Consider the following 16,263-nt stretch of genomic DNA (forward strand, 5'->3'; position numbering starts at 1 on the left):
ACACAGAAAGGTCTGTGCCATGCTTTGCTGTCATCGTTTGGATAAACGCCTCACCGGAGGACGGCGCTGCGCTGTCCTCTGGGGGCTGTTCCTGATGCTTGTCTTTCAGCCGGCCCACGCCCAAACCATGGATTTCCAGTCTGTCAAAACCGAAGCCGAACGCCTTTATGCCGAAGGCTCCTACGCTCTGGCGCAGCAGCGTTATGCCCAGCTCGACCTGGCCCGGCTTGCCCCGGACGACGCCCGGTGGGTCCGCTTCCGCCTGGCCGATACCGACTGGCGCGCCCGCGCCGCCACCCGCCAGGCAGATGCCCAGGCCTTCGAGGCCGCGCGAACAGGACTGGAAGCCATTGTCAAAGCCGCATCGCGGCCCGCGGAGCGCGATCGGGTGTGGGCCGAAGCACAGGTTTCTCTTGGTGACTTCTGGTGGACACGTCCCGCCAGCCAGAACTGGTATCAGGCGTGGCCACACTATGCAGCGGCGCTCGACTGGTGGGCGCACTCGCCAGACCTGGCGACCGCGCGCGACCGCTACCTGCACATCCTTTTCAGGGCCGCCTACGCCGTGGATCGCGAAACACGGCCCTTCGGCCAGCCCGTCCAGCCAATTCCCATCGCCACGCTGAACGAAGCCATGAGTCTGGCCCGCAATGACGAAGAACGCGCCCATCTGCACTACCTGACAGCCATGAGACTCCGGCAACAGGGCGGCGATTACGAATCAAACGCGCGCGTTGAGGAAGAATTCGCCGCCGCCGTCGCCCTTGGTCAGAAAACAGCCTGGTACGACGACGCCCTGTTCCACTACGGGCAGTGGCTTGAATCCACGGGCCGCCCTGTGCAGCAGCCGGACGGCACCTTTCAGATGCGCCCTGATTATGCTGCTGCACTGGCGCAGTACCGGCAGCTCGTTGCCGCCTACCGTCCGGGAACCTCGCGCTATCTGGAGGAAGCCCAACGGCGCATCGCTGACATCACGACCCCTTCCCTGACGCTTGGCGTCGGCAACGTCTTTCTCCCTGATTCCGAAATCCGGTTCGGTCTGTCGTGGCGCAATGTGAAGCGCATCGAGCTGGCCCTGTATGCCATTGATCTGCCGCAGGACATACAACCGACCAGCACCGATGAACAGGGACTGAAGGCCGTTGACCTCTCCGGGCGCAAGCCCGTCAAAACGCTGTTCCGCGATGGAGATGACCAAGGCGACCATCGCCCCGGGCAGGCGCTCGTCACCCTCGATGAAACGCTGCCCGTCGGCGCGTATCTGCTCGAAGCCCGCGCCGGAAAACAGACGGCGCGGGGACTGGTGCTTGTTACCGACGCTGCCCTGCTGGTCAAGTCCGACGGCCGGCGGCTGGTCGTCTTCGCTGCTTCGGCACTCGACGGCACGCCCCTCCCCGGCATGCGCCTGCGGGTGTGGTTCAACGCTTACGACCGGCAACGCCATACGCCCGTCTGGGTGGAGCAAACCGGCACGACGAATCAGGACGGTCTCGCCACCTTCGGGAAAGCCGGACATCAGGGCTATGCCACGCTGGTGCTGGCCGCTTCCGGCGCACGGCAGGCGCTTTGTCTGCATAGCGGCGGCGCAGTTTCATCCTCGCCTGCGGATTGGAAAATCTATGCCTTCACCGACCGGGCCGCTTACCGTCCCGGCGACACAGCCCGGTGGAAAATCATCGCCCGCCAGCTTGAAGGGAAAACCTACCGCACCCCGGCCGGCAGCCCGCTGGGATACGAACTGCTCAACCCACGGCGTGAGCGCGTGGCGTTCGGGCAGGTGACGCTGAGCCGCTTCGGTGGCGCATGGGGCAGTTTCACACCCGATACCACGTGGCCGCTCGGCGAGTACACCATCCGCTTCGGCAAGCCCCGTGACGGACAGGAATTTGACGCCATCTACGGCGAAGCCAGGCTGTTTCGCCTCGAAGAATACCGCCTGCCCGGATTCCGTGTGGCGATTGCGACCCCGGAAGAAAACGGCCGCCGCAAAGCATTTCGCGCTGGCGACCGCGTCGAACTCACCATCACGGCCGAGTATTACTTCGGCGGCGCCGTGGCCGGCGGACGGGCCGAAGTCATCGTGCGCGAACAACCCCTCTACCGTCCGTTGTTTTACCGAACCGAAAGTCTGTGGTTCGACGATGACGCAGCCGGTTTCCAGAATAACACCGACGGCCGCGGCGGCCGCATCATCCGGCGTGAAAACCTCATTCTCGACGGCAACGGACGCGCCCGCATCAGCCTGCCGACGCCACGCTTTGCCGCAACCGATCTGGCCTACCACATCGAAGTGCGCGTCACGGATGCGTCACGGCGGGAAGTCGTCGGGCAGACAAATGTGCGTGTGGGCCGGCAACGGTTCGCCGTGGGTGTACGCCCGGAGCACCGCCTGCACCGCCCCGGCGAAACCATTGCCGTTACCTTTCTGGCCCGTGACATCAACGGCCAACCCGTTGCTGCTGAAGGCACTGTCACCGTCACCCGCGAGACGTGGCGGGAAATTTTCCTTGACGCCCGTGGGCGCACGGTCACGGCAGCCGAAGCCAGGGCACACCCGGAGGCTGGGCCATACCGACTCCGGCAGCGCGGCTACGAACGCGAGGAAGTGCTCAAACGCACCGTACAGACAGACCCGGCGCAGGGCGAAGGGAAACTCACCTTCACCGCGCCCAGGGAAGGCTTCTACCGCATTGCCTGGGTGACGCCCGAACCCAACCGCAACCCCATCACTGCCGAGGCGACGGTCTGGGTTTCGACCACGGCAACCAGCGACACCGGCTACTTTGCCTCCGACCTGGAGATCATCGCCGACCGCGACACCCTGGCCGTCGGGCGGACCGTCCCGGTGATGCTTGTGGCGCCGACGAGCGGGCGTACCGTGTGGCTTTCCATCATCCGCGATGGTCTGGAGGAAACGCGCGTCATTCGTCTGACGGGAACGGCCAAACTCGTTGAACTGGAGATTACCGACCGCGACACCCCCAACTTTCACCTTGAAGCCGACTCGCTGCTGGACTTGCGCTGGTCACACGTCCGCCGGGAATTCACCGTGCCGCCCACTTCCCAGGTGCTGGATGTGCAGGTGAAAGCTGACCGCACCGAAGTCAGGCCACGCGAACCCGTCACCTTCACGCTGCTTACCCGTGATGCCGCCGGACGCCCCCTGCCGGCCGAAGTTGCCCTGGCCGTTACGGATGACGCTGTCAGCGCGATTCAGACCGACTACGCCCCCGATCCCCGGCGCTTTTTCCACGGCAACCGCCGCCAACCCTATGTGGCGACGACGACTTCCCTTCAGTACCGCCCCTATGTGCGCCTGAAACCGGAACCGCCGACGGACGCGCGCCCGGAAGCTCCGCGCGCCGAAGGAGCCAAAGACTTCGAGGGCGCGTCCGAAGCCGCACCGGAAGCCGTTGCAGGCACGGCTCGCCCGGCAGTGCCAGCCCCTTTTGCCCGCAGCCGGGAAAATGCAGCCAAAGCCGGGCGCGACGAACTCTCTGCCGGCGTGGCAAGTGGCAGCGCAGACGACGCTGGCGGGCAGATCATTGTGCGCAGCGACTTCCGCGCCACGGCCTTCTGGCAACCCGACATCGTGACCGGGTCCGACGGGCAGGCCACTGTAACGGCGACGTTTCCCGACTCGCTGACAACCTGGAAAGTTGTGGCGCGCGCCGTTTCGGCCGCCAGCGAAGTCGGGCAGACGGAGATGCGTACTGTCACCAATCAGCCGCTCATCGTCCGCCTGCAAACGCCGCGTTTTCTGGTGACGGGCGACCGGACGACGTTTTCGGCCGTCGTCAACAACCGAACCGACCGGCCGCTGACAGCGACGGTGACGCTGGCGGCCGAAGGTCTTGCTCTTGACGCAGCGCATCAAACCCGCCAGGTGACGGTTGCCCCCAATGCGGATGGCCAGGCCACGTGGGAAGCCATCATTCAGCAGCCGGGTGACGTGAAGCTGACCGTAACGGCCGTTGCCGGGGAACACCGCGATGCCATGACGCGCACGGTACAGGCTTACGTGCGCGGCATCGAAAAATTCGTGGCGCAGGCCACGCAGGTGCGTCAGAACGAAGGACACCTGCGGCTCGACCTGCCCCGCGAACGGGAGAACACCCAGGTTGTCATCCAGGTGGCGCCGAGTCTGGCCGTGACCATGCTCGATGCCCTGCCCTACCTGCTCGATTATCCCTACGGCTGCACCGAACAGACGATGAGCCGGTTCCTTCCGGCGGCCATCATTGCCAAAACCCTGCGTGAGCAGGGCATCGCACCGGAAGCCATTGCCGGGCGCATGTTCGGCGGCATCGAAGCCGCCACGGCCGACAGGACGCACCCACGCAGCAAACGTGATCTGGCCGAACTCGACCGCATCATCCGCCAGGGACTGGACCGGCTTTACGAGGCGCAGCACCCGGACGGCGGCTGGGGCTGGTGGAAAGAGACGCCTACCGACCGCTTCATGACGGCCTACGTCGTGTGGGGGCTGGCGCTGGCCCGGCAGGCCCGGCTGGAAGTCCGGGACGACGTACTGACGCGCGGCATGACGTACCTTAAACAACAGCTCATCGCCGAGGAAACCGCCCCCGACCGGCAGGCCTGGCTGCTGCATGCGCTGGCCGAAGGCCGGCGCGCCAAAGGCCACACGGCTATTGCTTCCACGGAACAGACGGCACTTGACAACCTCTGGCAACACCGCGACCGCCTGACGGCCTACGGGCGCGCGCTCTTTGCTGTGGCGGCCCAGCACTACGGGATGCGCGAACGGGCGCAGGTTCTGGCGCGCAATCTGGTCAATGGCGTCACCCGCGACAGCGCACCGAACAGTGACCTCACCACGGCACGCTGGGGCGCCGGCGGCTTCTGGTATCGCTGGACGGACAGCCCCGTGGAGACGACGGCGTTTGTGCTCCGGGCGCTGGTGGCAATTGAACCCGGCCACGAACTCGTCACGCCGGCGATGAACTGGCTGGTCAAAAACCGGCGCGGCGCGCAGTGGAGCAACACCCGCGACACCGCCATTACCCTGCTGGCGCTGAACGACTACCTGCGGGCCACCGGCGAAACGGCCGAACCGGTGGCCTACGAGATTGTAGTCAACGGAACCTCCGTGGCCCGGCAGCGGCTGGAACCCGGCGCTGGTCTGATGACGCCGGGAACGGTAGTCGTCCCGGCTGCCGTGTTGCGGGATGGCACCAACGACATCCGCATTCTCAAGCCGCAGGGCAGGGTGCTGTATGTTGCCGCCAGCGCCCGGTTTTTCAGCCGCGAAGCGCCCATTCCGCCGGCTGGCAATGAGATTTATGTCAAACGTCAATACTGGCGGCTTGTCCCGCGGCCGACGCTGCTGCGGGGCGTCGTCTATGAGCGCGTGCCGCTGGCGGACGGCGCGCCCGTGACCACTGGCGACCGGCTGCTTTGTACCGTCACGGTTGAAGCCAAAAACGACTACGCCTACCTGGTCTTCGAGGACCTCAAACCGGCCGGCTTTGAGGCGGTTCAGGTACGCTCCGGCGCGGGTCTCACCATCCGCGAAGTCCGCCCCCAGACATTGGAGCCGACAGGCCGCACGCAAGTGGTCTATCAGGAACTGCGTGACCGCCACGTGGCGCTGTTCGTGGAACAGTTGCCACAGGGGGTCTGGCAGATGGAATATGAGCTGCGGGCTGAGACGCCGGGGCAGTTCGCTGCCCTGCCGACGCTCGGCCACGCCATGTACGTCCCGGAAATTCGCGCCAATGGCGCTGAAGTGCAGGTTGTTGTCGGAGACACCCCGCCGGCAACGGCCCGCCGCACGGTGAGGCATCCATGACGAAGTTCATTTTTGTGACGGGCGGTGTGGTCTCGTCGCTGGGCAAGGGCATTGCGGCCGCCTCCATCGGCTGTCTGCTGGAAGCCCGTGGGCTGCGGGTGACGCAGCAGAAGTTTGACCCCTATATCAACGTGGACCCGGGCACGATGTCGCCGTTTCAGCACGGCGAGGTGTTCGTGACGGATGACGGCGCCGAAACCGACATGGATTTGGGTCACTACGAACGCTTCACCCGTGCCACCATGACCCGCGCCAACAACTTCACGACCGGCCGGATTTACCTTTCGGTCATCGAGAAGGAACGGCGCGGAGACTATCTGGGGCAGACCGTGCAGGTCATTCCCCACATCACCACGGAAATCAAGGATGCCATCCGGTCAGTAGCCCACGGCGTGGATGTCGTCATCGTCGAAATCGGCGGCACGGTCGGCGACATCGAATCGCTGCCCTTTCTGGAAGCCATCCGGCAGATGCGCTACGAAGTCGGGCGCTCGAATGTGATGTTCATTCACGTGACGCTCGTGCCCTTCATCCAGGCGGCCGGGGAACTCAAAAGCAAGCCCACGCAACACTCGGTCAAGGACCTGCTGAGCATCGGGATTCAGCCCGATGTGCTCATCTGCCGCACCGACCGCGAAATTCCGCGTGGCATCAAGGAAAAAATCGCGCTGTTTTGCAACGTCGCCGAAGAAGCCGTCATTACGGCCGAGGATGTCTCGACAGTCTATGAAGTGCCGCTCAAGTTTGCCGAACAGCGCCTTGATGAGCTTATTCTGCAACGGTTGGGACTGACCGCCGGCGAAGCCGACCTGCGCGCCTGGCGGCGCATGGTGGACATCATCCGCCACCCGGACGACGCCGTGACTGTCGGCATCGTTGGCAAGTATGTCGGCTCGCGCGAATCCTACAAAAGCCTTACCGAGGCGCTGCTGCACGGCGGCATTGCCAATCGCCTGCGAGTGGACATCCGCTGGATCGAGGCCGAAGACCTTACTGTGGACGAACGCTGGGAAAGCCGCCTGCACGACGTGGATGCGATTCTCGTTCCCGGCGGCTTCGGCAAGCGGGGCATTGACGGCATGCTGCGCGCCATCGGCTATGCCCGGCGGCACAGGCTGCCGTTCTTTGGCATCTGCTTAGGGATGCAGTGCGCCTGCATCGAGCTGGCGCGCACCACGGCTGAACTTGCCGACGCCGACAGCACCGAGTTTGACCCGGACACGCGCCACCCCGTCTTTTTCCTGCTGCGCGACCTCATCGGCGTCGAGGACATGGGCGGGACGATGCGCCTGGGCGCATACCCGTGCCATCTGGAACCGGGCAGCCAGGTGGCGGCCATCTACCAGACGACCGAGATTTCAGAGCGCCACCGTCACCGGTATGAGTTCAACACCGAGTACGAGCCGCATCTGGCGCGGTTGGGTCTGCGCGTTGTCGGACGGTCGCCTGACGGGCGTTTCGTGGAAATGGTCGAACGCAACGATCATCCGTGGTTCATTGGCTGCCAGTTTCACCCGGAATACAAATCGCGCCCCCACATGCCGCATCCGCTGTTTGTCTCGTTTGTTGCGGCCGCACGGCGCTACCGGGTCGAACATGAAGTCCGGCAGCAGACGACGACCGGCAGGCACCCGGTTGCGCTGCTCACAGCCAGCAGCGAACGCGCCGGCATCGCCGGGCAGGCCGCCAGCGGCGGGTGAAACAGCGCAGGGTCAGGTCCCTTGACCTGTCCCCTCGGTTGGACCGGTATGAACCTGCTTCCTCTGATTGGGCAGGTCAGGGACCCGCCCCCACCCTTGGCACCACCGTTGCATCAATAGGTTTCAACGTGCCAGCGGTGGCTCTTTTCGAGGTGTTCGCGGTACTCCGCCCACCGGATGCCCAGCCCCGCCGTATACGCCTCGAACGCCGCATCAATGCCGTCTTCCATGCCGCGCAGGCCACAGATGAACACGTGCGTGTTGTCGCGCTGGAGCAGCTCCCACAACTCGCCCACGTGTTCGGCAACGCGGTCCTGGATGTACATCCGCCCGCCCTTGGCATTTTTCTGCTCGCGGCTGATGGCGTAGGTGAGGCGGAAGTTGGCGTGCCGCTGAAAGTCTTCCAGTTCTTCCCGGTAGAGAATGTTGGGCGTGGTGGGAATGCCGAAAATCAGCCAGGCCGAACCGCGAAACTCGTAGTCCGGGTTGTTTTCCCGGAACATCCGCCACAGGTGCGCCCGAAACGGGGCAATGCCGGTGCCCGTCGCCAGCATGATGATGGTTGCTGTCGGATCGTCCGGCAGCAGCATGGCCTTGCCGGTCGGGCCCGTCATGCTGACTTCTTCACCGACCTTGAGGCCGCACAGATACGTGGAACACACGCCATAGACGGTTTCGCCCGTCTCCGGGTGCGGATACTCCAGCCGCCGCACGCACAGGGAAAGCGTTTTGCCGTCGCCGGTGTCGCCGTGGCGCGTTGAGGCAATGGAATAGAGCCGCAGTTTATGGGGCTTGCCGTTGGCGTCGCGGCCCGGTGGGAGGATACCGGCGCTCTGGCCTTCGAGAAACGGGTAGGGACCGGCTGAGGTGTCAAACACGAGGTGGCGAACCGTCCCAATCCCGCCGGGGCCGACCAGTTCGCGGTTTTCCAGGCAGACGGCGCGCAGCGGCGCGCTCTGCCGAAAGACATTCATGGGAATGGCGCGTTTGACGGCCGTTTCGGTCACGGAACTGTGTGTTGCTGTGGTCATCGGGCCTCAATCCAGAGAAGTGTACGATTTCAAACGAAAGCGACTCTAGCATGCCCGCTGCCGGTTTGGGCAGTTGTTTTCACGTCAGAAACCGGCCCGGCCGAACGCTTTGGCGCGACCGGCACGGGTAGTTGGCATCACGCCCACCACCGCCGGCCCGGCGCGGCACGGACGGTTCACCCACGTAAAGAATCGTCAAACGTCGCCCCCGGCACATACCCGCGCGGAACTCTGCGGCACAACCGGCGTACGAGTCGCACAGACGCGACCGATTCCAGCCTTGCTGTTGCGAGGTGTACCAAACGATGTATATCCGAGCCTTCATCATTTCCTGCTGTCTGGCAGGCAGTCCGGAGCTGCTCCAGCACACGATCTGGGGACAGGAAACCCCGGCGCCGGCCCCGGCCAGCGTCACCGTCATTGGCACGGTGACGGACCTCGACATTGAAACCTCAACCATCACGGTCAAAAGCGACACTGGCGAAGTCGTTGTTTTTCCCTACGACGACAAATCACAGTTCAAACGGCTGCCGCTGGGCAAAACCGCCATGGCGGACGCCGTTCCCATCACCCTGGCGGAGATTGAGCTGGGCGACCGCGTCACAGCCAAAAAGCGCCTGACGCCAACGGGCAGTGTGGCACCAATCACGCTCATGATTGTCATGAGCAAGGGCGACATCGCCAAAAAGCAGGAAATCGAGCGGGCGGCGTGGCGCGAGCGGGGGACATTCGGCAAGGTCACGGCCGTTGACCCTGCAAAACGCACCATCACCGTCAGTCAGCGTACCCGCGAAGGTCTCAAAGAGCTGACCATTGTGACGAACGACAAAACGACCTTTCGCCGCTATGCGCCGGACTCCGTGAAGTTCAGCGATGCGCAACCGAGTCGGCTTGAAGCCATCCGCGTCGGCGACCAGGTGCGGGCGCTCGGCAAGCGCAACGCGGACGGCACGAGCTATGAAGCCGAACAGGTTGTTTTCGGGACGTTCAAAACGCTCTCTGTGACGGTTGTGAGCGTGAATGCCGAAAGCAAGGAAATTATCGCCAAGGATGACAGCGGCGCGACGCTGACCCTGCGCATCACGCCGGATTCCAGCCTCAAACAGGTGCCCGAACAGGGCGGGTTCTTCGGGCCTCCTGGTGGCCAGCGCCCGGGAGGCCCGCCGGACGCGCCGCCAACTGGTGAAGGGCCGCGCCCCGGCGGTCCTCCCGGCGGTGAACCGGGACGCCCCGGCGGCGTGGGCGGCCCGGGAGGCAGGCGTTTCATGGCCGGTGGATTCGACCCGGCGGCGCTCATCGAGTTTCTGCCGCCACTGCAACTGAGTGAACTCAAGCCGGAGACCAAACTGCTGGTCCTGACCACCGAAGGCGCTACGCCCAACCGCGTGACGGCAATTACCGTCGTCAAGGGACTCGACACCCTCTTTGCCCGGTTTGCCCGGCAGGCTGGCGGCGCTGCTGGCGTCGGGGGTGGTGGCTTTGGCGGACTGGAACTCGGCATCGGACTGCCCTGAAAAGGTTTTCCCGGAACACACCCCCTGAACACAGTGCCGCCACGACGGACCTGACCAGACGAGAGCCCGGCACGAACCCAAAAGCAACCTGCCCAAAAGCAACCTGAACGCAGAATGAAGGAAAAGAAACACACCAAGATGAAAACGCTGACGACCTGGCAAACCTTGGGATGCTTTCTGGCGCTGGGCGCCGGCTGGATGGCGGCAACCATCACGCCCACGCCGGCCCAGGAACGCCGCACAACCTCCGGACCCAGCCAGAGCAAGGGGGCCTTGCGGGGGCAGGTGACGGACGAAACCGGCGCCGTCATCGGCGGTGCCAACGTCACGCTGACCGACGCCGCCGGCAAACGCCTGTCCGCCACCAGCGACGAACTGGGGAGCTTCACCCTTGCCAACCTGCCGCCCGGCACCTACACGCTGCACGTGGAAATGGAAGGCTTCAAGCCCTACGAGGACATCACGGTGACGATTGCGCCGGGGCGGCGGGAAAACGTCACCATCAAGCTGGCCATCGAGGTGGCCGAACAGGTGCAGGTCAACTCCGAAGCGCCCGTTTCGACGGCCCCGGACAACAATGCCGGGGCCATCGTGCTGCGCGGCAAGGACCTCGAAGCCCTGCCCGATGACCCCGATGACCTGCAAAGCGCCCTGCAGGCCCTGGCCGGACCTTCCGCCGGCCCCAACGGCGGGCAGATTTTCGTGGATGGCTTTTCCGGCGGACGGCTTCCCTCGAAGAACGCCATCCGGGAAATCCGCATCAACGCCAACCCCTTTGCCGCCGAGTTCGACCAGATTGGCTTCGGGCGGATTGAAATCCTGACCAAGCCGGGCAGCGACAGCTTCCGTGGCTCGGCGTTTTTCAACGCCGGAGATGCCATCTTCAACTCCCGCAATCCGTTCACCCCGCGCCGCGCGTCCTTCCAGCAGCGGCAGTATGGACTCAACCTCGGCGGCCCGCTCAAAAAAGGCAAGGCGTCGTTTGCCCTGGATGCCGAGCGCCGGGAAACGGATGACAACGCCAACCTCAATGCCACCATCCTCGACGCCAACCTCAACCCGACGAGCTTTGCGCGCGCCGTCGTCGTCCCCCGGCGGCAGTGGGAGATCACACCGCGCTTTGACGTGCAGTTGAGTGAAAAGCACACGCTCGTTGGCCGCTACAGCTTCAACAGCAGCCGCATCAGCAACGGCGGGTTGTCTTCCTTCAGCCTGCCGGAGCAGGCGCTGTCCAACGAACTGCGCGACCACCGGCTGCAACTGACCGAAACGGCGATTCTGTCACCTTCCGCCGTCAACGAGACGCGCTTTCAGTTCGTGCGGACGACCCTGGCCACGACCCCGGCGCTGGACACCCCGGCCATCAACGTTCAGGGGGCGTTCATTGGCGGCGGCGCCCAGACCGGTAACGCGCGTTCCAGCACCAACCGCTTTGAGGTCAACAACTTCACCACCTGGACCGTGGGCGATCACACGATCAAGTTCGGCGGACGCTACCGCTACATCCGCACGGAGGACATCTCGCCCAACAACTTCGGCGGGACGTACATTTTTGCCGGCGGTGTCGCTCCGGAACTCGATGCCAACAACCAGCCCGTTCCCGGTTCGGTCGTGCAGATCACCAGCCTCGAACGCTACCGCCGGACGCTGCTCGGCCAACGGCTCGGCCTGCCGCCGGCGCAGATTCGCGCCCTTGGCGGCGGAGCCACGCAGCTTACGCTGTCGGCTGGCAACCCGCTCGCCACGGTGGGGCAGCACGATGTGGGACTGTTTGCCCAGGACGACTGGAAAGTGCGCCCAAACCTGACGCTGAGCTACGGGCTGCGGTACGAAAACCAGACCAACATTGCGAGCAACTTCAACTTTGCGCCGCGCGTCGGGCTGGCCTGGGGGCTCGACGGGCGCAACAGCGGACAGACCAGAACCGTGCTGCGCTTCGGGGCAGGAGTGTTCTACAACCGGATTGACGAATCGCTGACGCTGCAGGCCCGGCGCTTCGACGGCCAGACCCAGCAGCAGTTCATCGTTACCGATCCGGCACTGCTCGACCTGTTTCCGGCCATTCCGCCGGCGGAGTTGCTGGCACCCTTCCGGCGCGCCCAGAACATCCGGCGGCTGAACAACGCCATTCAGGCGCCCTATTCCATCCAGTCCAACATCGGCATCGAGCGGCAGTTGCCCAAGGGCGTTGTGGCCTCGGTCAACTACATTTTCAACCGTACGCTGCACGCCCTGCGGACGCGCAACGTCAACGCGCCGCTGCCGGGGACGTTCAACCCGCGCCAGCTAGGGAGCGGCGTGTTTCCGCTGGGGCCGATTGGCAATGTGTTTGAGACGGAATCCACAGGCAAGCTCATCCAGCACCAGCTTGTCATCGGCGTCCGGACGGGTTTCAACAGCCGCTTCTCGCTGGGCGCGTTCTATCGGCTCTCGAAGGTGGAAAGCGACACGGACGGGGCCTTTACCCAGCCGGCTGACCCCTACGACCTGCGCGCCGAGTTCGGGCGCTCCTCGCTCGACATCCGGCACAACCTGTTTATGTTCTCCAACTTCAACCTGCCGTTCGGCATCACGCTGTCGCCGTTTGTCATTGCCCGCAGCGGTGCACCGTTCAACATCACCGTCGGGCGCGATCTCAACGGCGATACGGTCTTCAACGACCGGCCGGCCTTTGCCACCGACCTGACCCGTCCCAGCGTGGTCACAACCCGGTTCGGCACTTTTGACACCGAGCCGTTGCCGGGGCAGCGCCTCATTCCGCGCAACTTTGCCCAGGGGCCCGGCTTTTTCATCATCAACCTGCGGCTGGCCAAAACCTTCGGGTTCGGCCCCAAGCGTGAGGGCGGCCCGGATGCCAGCGCTGCCGGCGGCAGTCGGGGTGGCGGCCGGCGCGGCGGTGGGGGCGGCGGCTTTGGCGGTTTTGGTGGTTTCGGTGGTTTTGGGGGCTTCGGCGGCGGCAGTGGCTCTGACCGGCGTTTCAGCCTGACCTTCAGCGTCCAGGTGCAGAACCTGCTCAACCGTGTCAATCCGGGGCCGCCGGTGGGCAACCTGGCGTCGCCTTTCTTCGGGCAGTCCACGAACACGGCCGGCTTCTTTGGCGGCCGGTTCGGTGGGGGCGAACCGGTGGACGCCGGCAACCGGCGCGTCATCCTGAGCCTGCGGTTTAACTTCTAGTCAGGCATTATCGGAACATCCGCGGCCCGGCCGGGGGCGACGCCCGCCGCACCCCGGCTAATGCATCTCAAAGGCTTTGCCAGCAACAATTTGCAGCGTTGTCAACGCGTTGACAGCACCCGCCGGTCACGCCTCCCCGGCGGCCAGCCGGTCGAGCGCCGCCTGAAGGGCCGCCCGCACCTCGGCCGCCGTTGTCACCGCCCGGCGGGCCGTCGTCGTCACCGTCACCCGCAGCGTGGCGGGCTTGTCCGGCAGGCGGTAGGCAAACCGGAAGACCGCCGCCCCGGCCGGCGCTTCCGCCTTCCGGGTCGGTGCGGCCGCCGGTTGTCCTCCCTCGCGGGCGGGGGCGCGTCCGGCTTCCGGGGCCGGCCCGGCGGACGGCCCCAGGGCCAGCCGCCTGGCGGCGGCCAGCCGCCGCGCCGGAGCCAATGCCAGCAGATCGAGCAGCATCCGCAGCGAACACTGGGGAATCGTCGCGCAGACTTCCAGCACGGCGGCGTCCAGCTCCAGCACGCGCAGCCACATCGCCAGCGCCGACCGCTTCATCCCCAGCGCCTGCGCCGCCTGCGCCTGGGTCGGAAACCGCCGCGCCACCGCCCCCAGTGCGCGTGCCTTTTCCACGGCGTGGAGGTCTTCCCGCTGAAGGTTCTCGATAAGCGCCAGCACCTGCAGGTCGGCATCCGAGACTTCCGACCGCAGCACGACGGGCACCGCCGACAGCCCGGCCGCTCTGGCAGCCTGCCAGCGCCGGTGGCCGGCAATGACCGTCACCCGCCCGTCGGCTTCGCGCCGCCCGATGAGCGGCTGCAAAATCCCGTGCTGCTGTATTGAAGCCGTCAGGTCGCGCAGGGCGTCGGCATCGAAGGTACGCCGTGGCTGGTAGGGATTTTCCCGCAGCGCGTCGAGCGGCACGTCCAGCACCCGGGCCGCCGGCTCCGCCCCCAGTTCAGCCGCCACGTGGTCGGCCAGGGCCGACAGGCGGGCGGGCGAAAGGGTCGTACTTGTGGCAAATCGCTTGCTTTTGGACATAACCTCACCCGTGGTCAGATGACATCTGGAGCACCGCCGTCGCCAGCGCGGCCACATCGGCCGCCGCCGGACACCGGGGTGCATAGCACTTGAGCGGCTGCCGCCGCGTACCGGCTTCGGAGACCGCCACATAGTCCCGAATGGGACTGAAGACGTGAAACCCGAACGAGGGGCAAATCCGCCCGGTGAGTTCGGCGTAGTGGTGGCGGTGCAGCACCAGACGGGGGTTGTACAGCGTCGGCACCACGCCCAGCACCCGCAGCGGCGGCAGCCGCATGTTCTTGCGCCGCCGCTGCGCCCGGACGACCTCCAGTTGCACCTCGGCGAAGCTCTCCACCGACTTGGCCTCGGTCTGGACGGGGGCCAGCAGGGCATCGGCCGCCAGCAGAATCTGAAGCGTGATTTCGGAAATCTTCGGCGGGCAGTCAAACAGCACCCAGTCGTAGGCCGTCAGGTGCGCCTCGACCACAGCCAGCAGCCGGGCCGGATCGCTCTGCTGCATCAGGCTCAGCTCGTCGCCCACGAGAAACCGGTTGGCCAGTCCGATGGTCAGGTCAAACTCCGTCGGCCACAGGCGCGGAGCGGCTTCTGCGCCGTCGCAGACGGCGGCCCAGAATGTCTCCTCGCGGGGGCGCGCCGCCGGTTCCATCCCCAGAAAGCTGCCGAGCGTTCCCTGCGGGTCGGCGTCAATGACGAGCACCCGCTGACCGCGTGTGGCCAGTTCATAGCCCAGGTCGCGCGTCAGCGACGTTTTTCCCACCCCACCCGACTGGTTGAAAATTGCCACGCGCATCAGCCCCACCATGCCTCCACTGGATCGTCCGTGGTCAGCACCCGCGCGCCAGCGGCTTCAAAAGAAGCCAGCGCCTGTTCGGCGGCGTCCGTGAAGTCGGCGCCGGGAACGACCACCGGCGCCATGGCATCCCGCAGCAGGACTATCCGGTGCGCCAGATACGGGTTGTGCTCCTGCACGAAAGCCAGCAGGTCGGCGACGCTCGCCGCCACACAGTGGCTCGATGCCAGACCGGCCACCAGAATGACATCCGCCGTCAGCAGGCGCTTGAGCAGCGCCTCGTGGCGTACGGCACCCGGCATCGGCTGTCCGTCCCAGCACGTGGTCACTTCCGGGGCAAAGACGGAGTAGTTTTCCGTCAGGGGGCTGTCGCCTTTGAGCACCGGCGCATTCGCGGCACCGCGGGCAAAGGCGTGGAACAGGCAGGCATCCGCCAGCACCCCGGCCAGCCGGTGGCCGGCTGTGCCCACGAGGCAATGGTAGGGCCAGACGTAGAGCGCATACTTGCCGGTCGCTTCCAGGCGCGTGCAGTAGTCCGTAACCTGGTGTGTCAGCCATTCCGTCGTCACGCCAAGCTGTGCCGCCAGGGCCGGATTGGGGCGGTAGCGGCCGGCGCGGTAGTCGGCGGCGGTGATGACCGTGTGGGGAGCCACCGGCGCACCGTCTTCGGTCAGATGCGCGCCCGGAAAAAACACCTGTCCGGGCACGTGGCTGTCCAGCGTGCAGGTGATCTCTGAAATCCAGGGCAGGTAACGGTACATAAACTCGACCGTCCGGCGGAGGGCATCCGTTCCGCCGGTTCCCGACCGGCCGGCGACGTACAGCGCCCCGGAGGGGAAACAGAAGTCCACCTGCATGTCAATGACGAGCAGGTGCGCCCGCCGGGCATCGTCGGCCGCCGGGCGCAGGGAGTGGGCCTGTTGCCAGGCCATCGCTGGCGCAAAGAGCGCCTGTGGCGCCGTGCCCGGGTACTCGGCGGCAACAGTCTGGATGGGATCGTAGTGGGGCGGAAAGGGCAAGGGCGTGGTGTCAGACATCGGGGAGTTTTTCTGAAGAGAAGAGGATACGCTGGCAATGCGGCTGGAAGTCAGCGCGGCCGGCAACGCCATCCAGCGAGCACTGCGCACACAGACTTTGGAGCGCCGACAGACGAGCGTCAATAGACAACCTGCGCAGCCTCGGTTTATACATCCAGCAGTACCACGCA

8 protein-coding genes are annotated in these 16,263 nt (G+C 65.3%); 4 read left to right on the forward strand and 4 right to left on the reverse strand.

Features of this window, described 5'->3' with window-relative positions; translation table 11 throughout:
* Positions 1 to 19: 19 nt before the first annotated feature.
* On the forward strand, positions 20 to 5,815 hold the full coding sequence (locus tag J8C01_RS14820; RefSeq protein WP_211432930.1) for an alpha-2-macroglobulin family protein: 5,796 nt from the start codon (positions 20 to 22) through the stop codon (positions 5,813 to 5,815).
* The gene (locus tag J8C01_RS14825; protein WP_014100752.1) at positions 5,812 to 7,515 is read left to right on the forward strand and encodes a CTP synthase; all 1,704 of its coding nucleotides are present in this window, start codon (positions 5,812 to 5,814) and stop codon (positions 7,513 to 7,515) included. The genes J8C01_RS14820 and J8C01_RS14825 overlap by 4 nt, the downstream gene beginning before the upstream one ends.
* 113 nt (positions 7,516 to 7,628) lie before the next feature.
* Here the strand turns inward: J8C01_RS14825 and J8C01_RS14830 are convergent, their stop codons facing one another.
* On the reverse strand, positions 7,629 to 8,546 hold the full coding sequence (locus J8C01_RS14830; RefSeq protein ID WP_014100751.1) for a ferredoxin reductase domain-containing protein: 918 nt from the start codon (positions 8,544 to 8,546) through the stop codon (positions 7,629 to 7,631).
* Between the two features lie 305 nt (positions 8,547 to 8,851).
* Here J8C01_RS14830 and J8C01_RS14835 point away from each other — a divergent pair, with 305 nt between their 5' ends.
* On the forward strand, positions 8,852 to 10,060 hold the full coding sequence (locus J8C01_RS14835; protein WP_211432931.1) for a DUF5666 domain-containing protein: 1,209 nt from the start codon (positions 8,852 to 8,854) through the stop codon (positions 10,058 to 10,060).
* Between the two features lie 138 nt (positions 10,061 to 10,198).
* Entirely contained in the window at positions 10,199 to 13,234 is a 3,036-nt protein-coding gene (locus J8C01_RS14840) for a TonB-dependent receptor (protein WP_211432932.1), read from the forward strand.
* Positions 13,235 to 13,360: 126 nt separating this feature from the next.
* Here J8C01_RS14840 and J8C01_RS14845 read toward each other — a convergent pair whose 3' ends face one another.
* The 3 genes from J8C01_RS14845 to J8C01_RS14855 are packed head-to-tail and all read right to left on the reverse strand — an operon-like array spanning position 13,361 to position 16,093.
* Entirely contained in the window at positions 13,361 to 14,263 is a 903-nt protein-coding gene (locus tag J8C01_RS14845) for a ParB/RepB/Spo0J family partition protein (protein ID WP_014100748.1), read from the reverse strand.
* Positions 14,264 to 14,267: 4 nt separating this feature from the next.
* A complete protein-coding gene (locus tag J8C01_RS14850) occupies positions 14,268 to 15,056 on the reverse strand; it encodes a ParA family protein (RefSeq protein ID WP_187288463.1) in 789 nt (262 codons plus the stop codon).
* The gene (locus J8C01_RS14855) at positions 15,056 to 16,093 is read right to left on the reverse strand and encodes a cysteine hydrolase family protein (protein WP_211432933.1); all 1,038 of its coding nucleotides are present in this window, start codon (positions 16,091 to 16,093) and stop codon (positions 15,056 to 15,058) included. Before J8C01_RS14855 ends, J8C01_RS14850 begins: the two co-directional genes overlap by 1 nt.
* Positions 16,094 to 16,263 lie beyond the last annotated feature (170 nt).

The sequence above is a fragment of the Chloracidobacterium sp. D genome (genome assembly GCF_018304685.1).
Taxonomy (GTDB): domain Bacteria; phylum Acidobacteriota; class Blastocatellia; order Chloracidobacteriales; family Chloracidobacteriaceae; genus Chloracidobacterium; species Chloracidobacterium thermophilum.

Bases quoted from the DNA above. Each gene is read 5' to 3' on its own strand.
- J8C01_RS14830 (WP_014100751.1), bottom strand. From the start codon at position 8,546: ATGACCACAGCAACACACAGTTCCGTGACCGAAACGGCCGTCAAACGC.
- J8C01_RS14840 (WP_211432932.1), top strand. From the start codon at position 10,199: ATGAAAACGCTGACGACCTGGCAAACCTTGGGATGCTTTCTGGCGCTG.
- J8C01_RS14835 (WP_211432931.1), top strand. From the start codon at position 8,852: ATGTATATCCGAGCCTTCATCATTTCCTGCTGTCTGGCAGGCAGTCCG.
- J8C01_RS14855 (WP_211432933.1), bottom strand. From the start codon at position 16,093: ATGTCTGACACCACGCCCTTGCCCTTTCCGCCCCACTACGATCCCATC.
- J8C01_RS14825 (WP_014100752.1), top strand. From the start codon at position 5,812: ATGACGAAGTTCATTTTTGTGACGGGCGGTGTGGTCTCGTCGCTGGGC.
- J8C01_RS14850 (WP_187288463.1), bottom strand. From the start codon at position 15,056: ATGCGCGTGGCAATTTTCAACCAGTCGGGTGGGGTGGGAAAAACGTCG.
- J8C01_RS14845 (WP_014100748.1), bottom strand. From the start codon at position 14,263: ATGTCCAAAAGCAAGCGATTTGCCACAAGTACGACCCTTTCGCCCGCC.
- J8C01_RS14820 (WP_211432930.1), top strand. From the start codon at position 20: ATGCTTTGCTGTCATCGTTTGGATAAACGCCTCACCGGAGGACGGCGC.